This window comes from Bradyrhizobium sp. MI1.4 (genome assembly GCF_055811315.1).
In genome coordinates, this window is record NZ_JBVVPP010000029.1 from 47,180 (window position 1) to 60,988 (window position 13,809).

The 13,809-nt window shown below is 65.1% G+C and carries 9 protein-coding genes; 4 read left to right on the forward strand and 5 right to left on the reverse strand.

Features of this window, described 5'->3' with window-relative positions:
* Positions 1-22 precede the first annotated feature (22 nt).
* Both AC0L23_RS26025 and pyrE read right to left on the reverse strand, forming a co-directional pair.
* A complete protein-coding gene (locus tag AC0L23_RS26025; RefSeq protein ID WP_083926594.1) occupies positions 23-799 on the reverse strand; it encodes a DUF2865 domain-containing protein in 777 nt (258 codons plus the stop codon).
* Between the two features lie 271 nt (positions 800-1,070).
* Entirely contained in the window at positions 1,071-1,634 is a 564-nt protein-coding gene (gene pyrE, locus AC0L23_RS26030) for an orotate phosphoribosyltransferase (RefSeq protein ID WP_018460046.1), read from the reverse strand.
* A gap of 199 nt (positions 1,635-1,833) precedes the next feature.
* Between pyrE and AC0L23_RS26035 the strand changes: the two genes are divergently transcribed.
* On the forward strand, positions 1,834-2,460 hold the full coding sequence (locus AC0L23_RS26035) for a glutathione S-transferase family protein (RefSeq protein ID WP_085358608.1): 627 nt from the start codon (positions 1,834-1,836) through the stop codon (positions 2,458-2,460).
* Positions 2,461-2,500: 40 nt separating this feature from the next.
* Here the strand turns inward: AC0L23_RS26035 and AC0L23_RS26040 are convergent, their stop codons facing one another.
* The 3 genes from AC0L23_RS26040 to AC0L23_RS26050 all read right to left on the reverse strand — a co-directional run bounded on the left by AC0L23_RS26040 (position 2,501) and on the right by AC0L23_RS26050 (position 7,679).
* Entirely contained in the window at positions 2,501-3,136 is a 636-nt protein-coding gene (locus AC0L23_RS26040) for a LysE family translocator (protein ID WP_085358610.1), read from the reverse strand.
* A gap of 184 nt (positions 3,137-3,320) precedes the next feature.
* The gene (gene polA, locus AC0L23_RS26045) at positions 3,321-6,401 is read right to left on the reverse strand and encodes a DNA polymerase I (RefSeq protein WP_085358612.1); all 3,081 of its coding nucleotides are present in this window, start codon (positions 6,399-6,401) and stop codon (positions 3,321-3,323) included.
* A 210-nt stretch (positions 6,402-6,611) separates the two neighbouring features.
* On the reverse strand, positions 6,612-7,679 hold the full coding sequence (locus AC0L23_RS26050) for an acyltransferase family protein (protein WP_085358614.1): 1,068 nt from the start codon (positions 7,677-7,679) through the stop codon (positions 6,612-6,614).
* Positions 7,680-7,871: 192 nt separating this feature from the next.
* Between AC0L23_RS26050 and AC0L23_RS26055 the strand changes: the two genes are divergently transcribed.
* The 3 genes from AC0L23_RS26055 (at position 7,872) to AC0L23_RS26065 (ending at position 13,751) form a co-directional block, all read left to right on the forward strand.
* Entirely contained in the window at positions 7,872-9,188 is a 1,317-nt protein-coding gene (locus AC0L23_RS26055; RefSeq protein ID WP_085358616.1) for a UDP-glucose dehydrogenase family protein, read from the forward strand.
* Between the two features lie 147 nt (positions 9,189-9,335).
* Positions 9,336-11,813 (forward strand): ATP-dependent helicase HrpB, encoded by a 2,478-nt coding sequence (hrpB, locus tag AC0L23_RS26060; protein ID WP_085384947.1) that lies wholly within the window; start codon positions 9,336-9,338, stop codon positions 11,811-11,813.
* Positions 11,814-12,107: 294 nt separating this feature from the next.
* Positions 12,108-13,751: a lysine--tRNA ligase gene (locus AC0L23_RS26065; RefSeq protein WP_473357512.1), complete on the forward strand. Its 1,644-nt coding sequence runs from the start codon at positions 12,108-12,110 to the stop codon at positions 13,749-13,751.
* Positions 13,752-13,809: the final 58 nt, after the last annotated feature.

A 13,809-nucleotide genomic window follows, 5' to 3' on the forward strand; every position in this document is an offset into this window, starting at 1 on the left:
CTTGGCTACAGACGAGCCTGAGCTAGTCCAGCCCAGCCCGCTTCGCCGGCTTTTGCGTTTTCGGCACCGTCACGTCGGGGAGCGTCTCGCGCACGATCTCCGCGGCAGGGGCATCCGCCGCCACCGTGTCGGCGCGCACCGGCGCCACCTTCATCTCGCCGAGCCGTGCGCGGACCTGCGCGGTGAGACCGGGATAGGAGGCGACCGGGGTGAAGTCCGCGGCCTGGTCGTTGCCGACGCGGATGCCGGTATAGGCGACGAGACCGTCGCTGGTGGCGATCACGTCGCCGGGCTTTAGCGACGAGTCCAGCGCCAGATCGACCGGAGCAAGGCCGACCGGCTCGCGGCCGTTGCAGGTGCAGTCGGCGCGCAGCGCCTTGCGATAGGCGAACGCGTTCTCGCTATCGGCATAGCGCTCGCCGGTCTGCGACGCCGCGCCGTCGATCGAGGAGCCGAAATAGATCTTGGTGGCGCTTGCAGGACAGAACGCCTGACACATCTGCGCGGGCGAGGTGAGACCGCGCATCAGCGGAAAATATTTGCCGTCGCAGCTGCGCACGCAGAACGCCGGTCCCGAGCCGCCGGCCGCAGCCGAACGTGTCGGCGGCACGTATGGCGGACTTGCGCCGTTCTGCTGGCCGGTGAATGGATCGGCGTAGGAGCTCGGCTGCTGCGGCACCTCACGCTGCGGCCGCTGCTGCTGCTGCATTCCGCCGAAGAAGAAGTCGAACAGGCCTTCGGCCGAAACCGGGGCCGGAGCCGCAACCAGCGGTGCTGCCAATGTGGCGGCTACGAGCATCGCGCGACGCCACCGGCGCGCATGGGACATGACTGTACGCAAACGCTTACTCCACCCGGCGCTACCCAACCGGCCGGGACCATCAGGTCTCAGCACATGATTCACCATAAGGCGGGATGGTAAATGAGCGGTTGAGGGGGGAGGAGCGGCGTCGCCGGACGGGTGGACCTCGTCATGGCCGTGCTTGTCCCGGCCATTTAGGATCTCTGGTGCGGCAAAGACGTGGATGCCCGGTCAAGCCCGGGCACGACGGCGGAAAAAGTCTAGCCGCTCAAGCCTTCAAGAACTCCGACGCCTTGTACAGCGAGCGGAACGGCAGCCCGGCCGCGCCAAAGGTGTCGTCGGCGCCTTCCTCGCGGTCGACCATGGTCAGCACCAGCACCACTTCCGCGCCGGTCTCGCGCACCGCTTCCACGGCCTTCATCGCCGAGCCGCCGGTGGTGGTGACATCCTCGACGATCACGACGCGCTTGCCCTCCAGCGTCTCGCCCCTGGGCAGCCCCTCGATCGCGAGCTTGGCGCCATGCTCCTTCGGCTTCTTGCGCACGAAGAAGGCCGCGATGGGATGGCCCTTGATCCAGGAGATCTGCGCCAGCGCGCCGGCCAGCGGCACCGCGCCCATCTCGAGCCCGCCGATGAAATCGAGCTGGTCATCCTTCAGCGCCTCATAGGTCAGCTCGGCGAGCAGGGTCGCACCCTCCGGGTCGAGCATGGTCGGCTTGAGGTTGAAGTAGAAGTCGCTCTTGCGGCCCGACGCGAGCGTCACCTCGCCGCGGCCGAAGGAGCGCCGGCGGATGATCTCGAACAGGCGGGCGCGGGAGGCTGATTTAGACACGGCGGGCCCTCGGGAGCATTTTTGGAGGTGGCGGAATTTATCCGCGACGGCCTCGACATTCCAGAGGGGGCTTCCCCCGTCAACAGGGATCGGCCATCCCGGGCGGCCGGTTGTGGGGGTGCAACGTTCTGGGGTAGGTGGATGCCGGATATCTCGGGCAAGAAAACCTGCAAGAAGGCTGGGCAAGGACACGCGACAAATGACCATCGAGCTGCACACCTGGAACACGCCGAACGGCCGCAAGATCTCGGTCGCGCTGGAGGAGATGGGGCTGCCCTACAAGGTGATCCCGGTGAATATCAGCAAGGGCGAACAGATGGCGCCGGAGTTCCTGAAGCTCTCGCCCAACAACAAGATTCCCGCGATCCTCGATCCCGAGGGGCCGGACGGCAAGCCCGTCAGCATCTTCGAGTCGGGGGCGATCCTGCTGTATCTCGGCGAAAAGACCGGCAAATTCCTGCCGAAATCGCTTTCGGGCCGCATCCCCGTCTATGAATGGCTGATGTGGCAGATGGGCGGCTTCGGGCCGATGCCGGGCCAGGTGCACCATTTCATCGCGCTCGAGAACGAGCAGGACCGCGCCTACGGCCTCAAGCGCTACATGGCGGAGACGCGACGGCTCTACGGCGTCCTCGACCGCCGGTTGGAGGCTCGCGATTTCGTGGCCGGCGAGCTCTCGGTTGCCGATTTTGCCATCCTGGGCTGGGCCTGGCGTCACCCTCGCCACAAGGTTGACCTGGCCGACTTCCCCAACGTCAAGCGCTGGTACGAGGCCCTGATGGCGCGCCCCGCGGTGAAGCGGGGCATGGAGGCGAAGCTGGATTGATCTTTCTCTCCCTCTCCCCGCAAGCGGGGAGAGGGGAAAATCACACCTTCCGCGCTTCCACCGCCATCCGCACCGCAAGCCCGGCCAGCACCGTGCCCATCAGCCAGCGCTGGACCAGCATCCAGCTTGGCCGGCTTGCGAGAAACAGCGCGATCGACCCGGCCGCGAGCGCGATCATCGCATTGACGCTGACGCTGATCGCGATCTGGATCGCGCCGAGCACCACTGACTGCGCCAGCACGCTGCCGGCGGTGGGATCGATGAACTGCGGCAGCAGCGCGAGGTAAAGCATCGCGATCTTCGGGTTGAGCAGATTGGTGACGAACCCCATCGCGAACAATTTGCGCGGGCTGTCGATCGCAAGCTGCTTCACCTGGAACGGCGAGCGCCCGCCCGGCTTCACTGCCTGCCAGGCCAGCCACAACAGATAACCCGCGCCGGCAAAGCGCAGCGCGTCATAGGCGAAGGGAACGGCGAGCAGCAGCGCCGTGATGCCGAATGCCGCGCACAGCATGTAGAACACGAAGCCGAGCGCCACGCCGCCGAGCGAGACGTTGCCCGCCGCAGGCCCTTGCGTGATCGAACGCGAGATCAGGTAGATCATGTTCGGCCCGGGCGTGAGCACGAGGCCGAGGCAGACGAGAGCGAAGCCGAGCAGGGCGGAGGCGTGGGGCATGGCTGAACCGGTGCGGGAGACGGCTCGATTTTAATATGCGAGGCCTCGCCGTGCCATCGCGCAATTGCACGGAGGACAATTCTGACCTGTGTCTCTCTCTCTATAGGTCGTCCCGGCCCCCGTGCGGGCGCACTTGGCCGGGACGACACTCAAAGTTTGGAAGGAGCGAAGTGAAGACGTAGCGTCAATGTGCCTCGTCCCAATTGTTCGCTGCGCGTGCATCGACATGCAGCGGCACCGAGAGCAGCACGGCCGGGAACGGCGCGTCCTGCATCACGTGCTGCACGACGGGGAGCGTCGCCTCGACCTCCGCGTCCGGCACCTCGAAGATCAGTTCGTCGTGCACCTGCAGCAGCATCTGCGCCGACAATTTCTTCTGGACCAAGGCATCCTCCATCCGCGTCATCGCGCGGCGGATGATGTCGGCGGCGGTGCCCTGGAGCCGGGCGTTGATCGCGGCGCGCTCGTTGAAGGCCCGCACCGAGGCGTTCGAAGCCTTGATGTCGGGATAGTACATCTTCCGTCCGAACAGCGTGGTGACGTAGCCGTGGCTCCGGCAGAAGTCGCGCGTCTCGTCCATGTAGGCGCGGATGCCGGGGAAGCGTTCGAAGTATTTCTTGATGTAGGCGGAGGCCTCTTCGCGCGCGATGCCGAGCTGGTTGGCGAGGCCGAACGCCGAAATGCCGTAGATGATGCCGAAATTGATCGCCTTGGCGCGGCGCCTGATTTCGCTCGGCATGCCCTTGATCGGCACGCCGAACATTTCCGATGCCGTCATGGCGTGAATGTCCAGACCGTCGCGGAACGCCTGCTGCAGCACGGGAATGTCGGCGATCTCAGCGAGCAGCCGCAGCTCGATCTGCGAATAGTCGGCGGAGACGAGCTTGTGCCCTGGCGTTGCGATGAAGGCGCGCCGGATCTTGCGTCCGTCCTCGGTGCGCACCGGAATGTTCTGCAAATTCGGCTCGTTCGACGACAGCCGGCCCGTCGTGGTCGCGGCCAGCGCGTAGGTCGTATGGACGCGGTGGGTCTGGGGATTCACGTAGGTCGGCAACGCGTCCGTGTAGGTCGATTTGAGCTTCGAGACCTGGCGCCACTCCAGAATCTTCTTCGGGAGGTCGTGGCCCTGCTCGGCGAGCTCGTCGAGCACCTGAGCGGTGGTCGACCACGCGCCGGTCTTGGTCTTGGTGCCGCCCGACAGTCCCATCTTGCCGAACAGGATGTCGCCGATCTGCTTCGGGCTGCCGACATTGACCGGCTCGCCCGCGATCTGCTGGATCTCGGCTTCGACACGGGCCGCAGTCTGGGCGAAGTCGCCGGAGAGACGCGACAGCACCTGACGATCGATCGAGATGCCGCGCCGCTCCATGCGTGCGAGCACCGCGACCAGCGGGCGTTCCAGCGTCTCGTAGACCGTGGTCATGTGCTCGGCGATGAGGCGCGGCTTCAGCACGCGCCAGACGCGCAAGGTCACGTCGGCGCCTTCCGCCGACAGCGACGCGGCCTTGTCGATCGGCACCTGGTCGAACGTGATCTTGCCCTTGCCGCTGCCGAGCAGCTCGTTGTCTTTGAGCATCGCGTGACCGAACCAGCGCTCGGACAGTTGCTCCAGCGCGTGCGAGCCGCGGCCGGCATCGAGCACGTAGGAGATCAGCTGCGCATCATCGGTGTTGCGCAGTGTGATGCCGTGCTGCGCCAGCATCACCGCGGTGAATTTGACGTCGAAGCCGATCTTGAGAATGCCTGGTGATTCCAGCACCGGCCGCAACGCTTCGATCGCATCAGTGTGCTTGACCTGGTCGGGCGCGAGGCCCGCGTCGAACAGGCCGGCGCCGCCGCCGGACTGCTTGTGCGCCAGCGGCACGTAGCAGGCCTCGTTCGGCGCCAGCGCCAGCGCGATACCGCAGAGGTCGGCCTGCATCGGATCGATCGAGTTTCCCCGGATCTCGACCGCGACATGGCCGGCATCGTGAATGCGCGCGATGAACGCGTTCAATTCCGCGAGCGTCTTGATGGCCTGGTACTTGCTGCGGTCGACCGGAAGCTTGCGCAAAGCCTCTTCCCGCGCGGCGGCGAGCGAAATCGGCGCGCCCTTCGGACTCGCGGCCTTGTCCTCCTTGCTCGCCGAAGGGTTGCGCTGGCCCACCGGAACTTGCGCCGGCGCGCCGGGTCCCGGGGCCGGCACGACGTCCGAAGGCGGCAGCGGCGAGAAGACGCTGGCGCCGCTGGAATAGCCGGGATCTGCATCGACGTTGGCCGGGTCAATCTGCGAGAATTCGGCGACGCGGCGCGTCAGCGTGGAAAACTCCATCGCCTTCAGGAACGCGATCAGCTTGCGCGCATCGGGCTCGTGGACGGCGAGATCATCCAGGGGGACTTCGAGGTCCACCTTGTCGTCGAGCAATACGAGCTGCCGCGAGATGCGCGCCTTCTCAGCGTTCTCGATCAGCGCCTCGCGCCGCTTCGGTTGCTTGATTTCGGTGGCCCGGAACAGCAGTTGCTCGAGATCGCCATATTCGACGATCAGCTGCGCCGCGGTCTTGATGCCGATGCCGGGCACGCCAGGAACGTTATCGGTGGAATCGCCGGCCAGGGCCTGCACTTCCACCACCTTCTCCGGCGGCACGCCAAACTTCTCGATCACCTCGGGGATGCCAATGCGGCGGTCCTTCATGGTGTCGTACATGGTGACGCAGTCGGTGACGAGCTGCATCAGGTCCTTGTCGGAGGACACGATTGTCGCGCTTGCGCCGCGCTCGCAGGCTTGCCGTACATAGGTCGCAATCAAATCGTCGGCCTCGAAGCCCACCTGTTCCAGGCAAGGCAGGTCGAAGGCGCGCACCGCCTCGCGGATCAGCGAAAATTGCGGGATCAGATCGTCCGGGGCCGGCTGCCGGTGTGCCTTGTACTCAGGATAGATCTTGTTGCGGAAGGTGATTTCCGACTTGTCGAAAATGATCGCCAGATGGGTCGGCCGGTTGTCCTCGGGCATCTCGCGCAACAGCTTCCACAGCATGTTGCAGAAGCCGAGCACGGCATTGACCTGCAAGCCGTCGGACTTGCGGTTCATCGGCGGCAGCGCATGGTAGGCGCGGAAGATGTAGCCGGAACCGTCGACCAGGAAGACATGGTCGCCCTTGCCGGCCGCCTTCGCGGCAACGGGCTTGGCAGCAGCTGTCGCAGCAGCGGGCTTGGTTTCGGCGGCCTTGGGCGCGGCAGCCTTGGTGTCAGCTTGGGCGGTGGTCTTTGGGGAGCTCTTGGGCATGGCCGCAATGTATGAATTTTTGCGGGATTTGACAGCCTTGGGAGGTGGATTTTTGGCTTGCGGATGCCGCTATCCCCACTGTCATTTCCCGCATCCCCCGCTGTCATTCCCCGCGACGGCGGGGAATCCAGTACGCTGCGGCTTCTCCGTATACGACTGCTGCCCTCTGGAATACTGGATCCCCGCCTTCGCGGGGATGACAGCAGAGTATCACTCCGCCGCCTGCAACACCGCGCTTGTCTTCTTCGGCGCGATCCAGAACGCATCGGGCCGCTCGAACAGGAAGTTGCCGCCAAGGCGCAGTGCGATCTGCCAGATTGCGAGCGAGCCGATCACGCCGGCGATGGTCACGATCAGCGACACCGCACCGATGTCGGGAATGATGCCCGTGCGCAAGAGCAGCGTCCGTGTCGCCGCCATCGGCAGGAAGAAGGCGAGATAGATCACGATCGAATGCTCGCCGCAGAAGCGGAAGACATTCAGCCATTGCACGCGCGCGAGCAGCGTGCCCATCGTGATGATGGCGCAGGCGCCGGCGAAGCCGAGCACGAGCGATACGATTTTCCATTCGCTGGCGCCGAGCGCAACGAGGCCGGCATTGACCAGCACCCATGTCGCGAGCGCTGTCAGCGCCCATGCGGGATGATTGCGCGCGCGGTCCGACAGCGCGAACACGTAGGGCGCGAACAGATAGCCCGAATAGAAATAGATGAAGCGCGCGCAGAACTCGTCGATCGCGGTCCAGCCGGTCGAAATGCGCGCCGACTCCAGCGCGGCCGCGACGAGCCATATCGCGGGCTGCGGCATGCGCCGTGTCAGTTTTGTGACGACGAAGAAGATCGGCAGGAGGTAGATGAACCATAGCGTGCCGAACGGCTCGACGAAGGATTCCAGATATAGCAATCCGGCGTCGCGCCAGCTCGTTTCTGCTGCGAATGCGGGGGCCTTGAAGCCGAACTGGATTGTCACCCAGACGACATAGAAATAGGCGAAATGCACCACTTTGCGGTCGAGATAGCTTCGCCAGTCCCGGTCGATCACCAGTGACAGGAACAGACCCGAAATCAGGAAGAAATCAGGCATCCGGAATGGCTTCGCGAAGGCCACCAAAACATGCATGAAACCGGTCTCGCCGGCGGCAAGCTCGACCCCCAGCACCGAATGCATCATCACGACCATGACGATGCAGATGCCCTTGGCGTAATCGACCCAATCGACGCGCGCAGCAGCCGGGGCCTTGAGTCCCCCGCTCGCGGCGATTGTGCCTGATGGTGCCATGGTGTCTCTTTTCGAGGCGTGTTCCGCCAGATCTGTGTGAACGCGGAGCAGTTTGCCGCCTTGCGGCTTACGATTTCTTTACTGGTACAATTGCTGTGCCGTTTTTTGCACGCGGGCTGTTCCCTCACCCCGGGAAAATGCTAAACCGCCGTGGAATTGGGGTTTTGTTAACCAAGCCAAACAGGGTTTTTCATGCGCATTGCTATGATCGGCACGGGCTATGTGGGACTGGTGTCCGGAGCCTGCTTTGCGGATTTCGGCCACGACGTCATCTGCGTCGACAAGGACGAGAAGAAGATCGCGGCCCTTCATCGCGGCGAGATCCCGATCTACGAGCCTGGGCTCGACGAGCTGGTGGCGACCAACGTCAAGGCCAAGCGGCTGGAGTTCACCACCGATTTGTCCAAGCCGGTTGCGGATGCCGATGCTGTCTTCATCGCGGTCGGCACGCCGTCGCGCCGCGGCGACGGCCACGCTGATCTGTCCTACGTCTATGCCGCTGCGAAAGAGATCGCGCAATCGCTGTCCGGCTTCACCGTCGTCGTGACCAAATCGACCGTTCCGGTCGGCACCGGCGACGAGGTCGAGCGCATCATCCGCGAGACCAATCCCAAAGCGGACGTCGTCGTCGCCTCGAATCCCGAATTCCTGCGCGAGGGCGCGGCGATCCGCGACTTCAAATTCCCCGACCGCATCGTCGTCGGCACCTCCGACGAGCGCGGCCGCAAGGTGATGAGCGACATCTATCGGCCGCTGTCGCTGAACCAGGCGCCGCTGATGTTCACGGAACGCCGCACCGCCGAGATGATCAAATACGCCGCCAACGCCTTCCTCGCGACCAAGATCACCTTCATCAACGAGATCGCGGACCTCTCCGAAAAGGTCGGCGCCAACGTGCAGGAGGTCGCGCGCGGCATTGGCCTGGACAACCGCATCGGCACCAAATTCCTGCACGCCGGCCCCGGCTTCGGCGGCTCCTGCTTCCCAAAAGACACCAAGGCGCTGATCAAGATCGCGCAGGACTACGACGTGTCCTTGCGCATCGTCGAATCCGTGCTGGCGGTCAACGAGAACCGCAAGCGGGCGATGGCGCGAAAAGTGAGCCAGGCACTCGGCGGCTCGCTCCGCGGCAAGACCATCGCCGTGCTCGGCCTCACCTTCAAGCCCGACACCGACGACATGCGCGATGCGCCGTCGATCCCGCTGGTCACCGGCCTGATCGACATGGGCGCGAAGGTGAAGGCCTTCGATCCTGTCGGCATGGAGCAGGCGAAGACTGAGCTGCCCAGCATCACTTATTGTGAGGACGCTTATTCCTGCGCGGAAGGCGCCGATGCGATCGTGATCGTCACCGAATGGGTGCAGTTCCGTGCGCTCGACCTCGACCGGCTGAAAGCGACCATGGCGCAGCCTGTCATCGTCGACTTGCGCAACATCTACCGCCCCGAGGAGATGGCTGCGGCCGGCTTCGTCTATGAGAGCGTTGGACGGCCGCCGGTGCAGGGCTAGCGATCCGACCTCGCAACGATTCCGTCATGGCCGGGCTTGTCCCGGCCATCCACGTCTGTTTTCTAGTGTGACGACGTGGATGCCCGGCGACTTCCGTGCGAAGACGCGCTTCGCGCTTTTTGTTCGGGCGTGACGAATGGACAGGCCTTGCCCCGCAGTTTCGACACGCCCCTCCCGATCGATGCCGTGCTCGACGACCTCTCGCGCACGCTGGAGGCGCATCATGCCGCCGTGCTGGTGGCCCCTCCTGGCGCCGGCAAGACCACGCGCGTACCGCTGGCGCTGCTCGATGCCCCCTGGGCCAAAGGCAAGAAGATCATCGTGCTGGAGCCGCGGCGCATCGCGGCGCGCGCCAGCGCCGACCGCATGGCCAAATCACTCGGTGAACGCGCCGGCGAGACTGTCGGCTATCGCGTCCGCTTCGGCTCGAAGATCTCGCGCGCGACCCGCATCGAGGTGGTGACGGAGGGCATCTTCACCCGCCAGATTCTCGACGATCCCGAACTGTCGGGCATCGCCGCTGTGCTGTTCGACGAATTCCACGAGCGCTCGCTCGATGCCGACATGGGCCTGGCGCTGGCGCGCGACGCGCAGCTGGGCTTGCGCGAGGATTTGCGCATCCTCGTGATGTCGGCAACGCTCGATGGCGCCCGCGTGGCAAAATTGCTGGGCGAAGCGCCCGTCGTCGAAAGCGAGGGCCGCGCCTTTCCGGTCGAGACGCGCTATCTCGGCCGCAAGGCTGACGCGCCGATCGAGCGGCAGATGGCGGATGCGATCGCCTCGGCGCTGCGGGCCGATGCCGGCTCGGTGCTGGCGTTCCTGCCGGGCGCCGCCGAAATCCGCCGCACCCAGAATTTCCTCGCCGAACGCATACACGATTCCAGCATTGAAATCGTGCCGCTGTTTGGCGCGCTCGACGCCGCCGTGCAGGATCGTGCCATCTCGCCGGCGCCCAAGGGCACGCGCAAGGTGGTGCTGGCGACCTCGATCGCGGAGACCTCGCTCACCATCGAGGGCGTGCGCATCGTGGTCGATTCCGGTCTCGCCCGCGTGCCGCGCTACGAGCCCGACATCGGCTTGACCCGGCTCGAGACCGTGCGCGTCTCCCGCGCGGCGGCGGACCAGCGCCGCGGCCGCGCCGGCCGCACCGAGCCCGGTATCTGCTACCGGCTCTGGGACGAACCTCAGACAGCCTCGCTAGCGCCCTACACCCAGCCCGAGATCCTCAGCGCCGATCTGTCCTCGCTGGTGCTCGATCTCGCGCAATGGGGCGTCGCCGATCCTGCCGCGCTGTCGTTTCTCGACCCGCCGCCGCAGCCGGCCTGGAAGGAAGCAAAAAGCCTGCTCTCCGAGCTCAACGCGCTCGATGGCGATGGCCGCATCACCGCGGAGGGCAAGAGCCTGCGCGCGCTGGCGCTGCCGCCGCGGCTCGCGCGCATGATCGTGGATTCGCACCGTGCCGGCGAAGGCGAGGCCGCCGCCGAGATCGCGGCCATCATCACCGAGCGCGGGCTCGGCGGCGACAGCGTCGATCTCGAGCACCGGCGCGATCAGTTCCGCCGCGACCGTTCCCCGCGTGCCGCAAGCGCGCGCGACCTCGCCCGGCGCTGGGCTTCGCAGGTGGCGGCGTCAGAGAAGGCGGCGACCGCAGAAGGTGACCTCTCGACCGGCCTGATGCTCGCCTACGCCTTCCCGGATCGCGTCGCGCGCAACCGCGGCAATGGCAGCTTCGTGCTCGCCAACGGCCGGGGTGCTGCGGTGGATCAGACCTCGTCGCTCGCGCGCACGCCTTATATCGCGGTCGGCGAGATGACCGGCACGGCGGCGAGCGGGCGCATTCTGCTCGCGGCGCAAATCTCGCAGGACGAGATCGAGCGGCATTTCGCCGAGCATATCGAATCCGTCGAGGAGATCTCGTTCGATCGCGGCGCGATGGCGCTGCGGGCGCGGCGCAAGCGCGCGCTGCACGCGATCACGCTCTCCGAGGCGACGCTCGCCGTGTCGCCCTCGGGGGACACTGCGCGCATCTTCGCCGACGGGTTGATCGCCGCCGGACTCGACCGGCTGCCCTGGTCGAAGGTAGCCAAACAATGGCGCGATCGCGTGATGTTTTTGCGCAGGGCCGAAGGCGACAGCTGGCCCGATCTCTCGGACGACGGATTGATCGCGCGGCGCGACGATTGGCTGGTGCCGGCGCTCTACGACAAGATCGCGCTGAAGGATATTTCCGTCGGCGATCTCTCCGACGCGTTGATGGCTTTGTTGCCGTGGGAGATGCGCGCGCGGCTCGACCGCGAGGCGCCGACGCATTTCGAGGCCCCGACCGGCAGCGTGCTCGCGATCGACTATGAAGCCGAGCAGGGGCCGACCATCGCGGTGCGGCTGCAGGAATTGTTCGGCCTCAACACCCATCCCTCGATCGCCGCCGGCAAGGTGCCGCTGGTGCTGGAACTGCTGTCGCCGGCGCAGCGCCCGGTGCAGGTGACGCGCGATCTCCCCGGTTTCTGGCGCGGCAGCTACAGTGCCGTGCGGTCCGATTTGCGCGGCCGCTACCCGCGCCATCCCTGGCCGGAAGATCCGGCGAATGCGCTGCCGACCCGGCGGGTCAAGCCGCGCGGGACGTGAGGCGCAAGAAGACCCTCATGGTGGGGAGCGCGGCCCGCCCTTCACGGGCATCCTTCGAGACCCGCTCCTATGGAGCGCTCGTTAATCCAAGCACGGCACCGACCTCTAGCTGCCGCCGGAGTGGGGCTGTTTATCGCGGTAAATGGCGGCTCTGAGTTCGTCAATGAGTTATCATTTATGCGCTGCGGAGGCGCTCCGAACGAGCAAAAGCGTCACAAGCTCTCAGGATGAGGGTCTCACAAAATTGCATTCTGCCCGGAAATCGCTATTTTCCGCGGCCCGGAGGCCCCTTAGATGTCTGTTATCGATCTTGCCGCGAATCCGAGCGATCTGCGTGCGCTCGCCGAACAATCCAACGCCTGGCCGTTCGAGCAGGCGAAGGCCATTGTCGCGCGGCTGAAGAAAAGCCCGAAGGACGAGGTGCTGTTCGAGACCGGCTACGGGCCATCAGGCCTGCCGCATATCGGCACCTTCGGCGAGGTCGCGCGCACCTCGATGGTGCGGCACGCTTTTCATGTGCTGACCGAGAACAAGATCAAGACCCGCCTGCTCGCGTTCTCCGACGACATGGACGGGTTTCGGAAAGTGCCCGACAACGTCCCCAACAAGGAGATGCTGGCCGCGCATCTCGGCAAGCCGCTGACGCGGGTGCCGGATCCGTTCTCCAACGAATACCCGTCGTTCGGGCACAACAACAATGCGCGGCTGCGCGCCTTCCTCGATCATTTCGGCTTCGACTACGAATTCGCGAGCTCGACCGACTATTACACGTCCGGCCGTTTCGACGCGACGCTGCTCAAAATGCTCGCGGCCTACGACAAGGTGATGGCGATCATCCTGCCGACGCTCGGTCCCGACCGCCGCGCGACCTATTCGCCGTTCCTCCCCATCAGCAAGACCACGGGTGTCGTGCTGCAGGTGCCGATGATCCGCCGCGACGTTGCGGCCGGCACGGTGACCTACCTCGATCCCGATACCAACCAGGAAGTCGAGACGCCGGTCACCGGCGGCAACGTCAAGTGCCAATGGAAGGCCGATTGGGCGATGCGCTGGGTCGCGCTCGGCGTCGATTACGAGATGGCCGGCAAGGACCTGATCGACTCGGTCAAACTCTCCGGCGCGATCGCCAGGGCGCTCGGCGCCACGCCGCCGGAGGGCTTCAACTACGAGCTCTTCCTCGATGACAAGGGCCAGAAGATCTCGAAGTCGAAGGGCAATGGGCTGACCATCGACGAATGGCTGCGCTACGCCTCGCCGGAATCGCTGTCGCTGTTCATGTATCGCGAGCCGAAGGCGGCCAAGCGGCTGTATTTCGACGTCATCCCGCGCAATGTCGACGACTACCAGCAGTTCATCGACGGCTTTGCGAAGCAGGACGCCAGGCAGCAGCTCGGCAATCCGGTCTGGCATGTCCACAATGGCCATCCGCCGAAGTTCGACATGCCCGTCACGTTCCAGCTCCTGCTGACGCTGGTGTCGTCGTCGAATGCGGAGAATGCCGAGACACTGTGGGGTTTCATTGGTCGCTACCGACCCGGTGTGAGCCCGCAGACGCATCCCAAGCTCGACGCGATGGTCGGCTATGCCATCAACTATTATCGCGACTTCGTCGCGCCGACGAAGACGTTCCGCGAACCGACCGAGACCGAGCGCGCGGCGCTGCAGGATTTGCGGGATGCATTATCGCAGCTTCCGCAGGACGCCTCGGCCGAGGACATCCAGAACGTCGTCTACGAGATCGGCCGCCGCGAGCCGTTCCTCGACCAGGTCAAGAAGGGCAAGGACGGCCGTCCGGGCGTGACGCTCGACTGGTTCAACATGCTCTACCAGGTGCTGCTCGGCCAGGAAAAGGGCCCGCGCTTCGGCTCCTTTGTCGCGGTGTATGGCGTGCAGAACGCGGTCAACATGATCGACGGCGCGCTGGCGCGGAGTGCGTGAGAGCTACGGAACTGAGTTGTAGGCGCGACCTATCTCCCCGATTCGTCCTGGCGAAAGC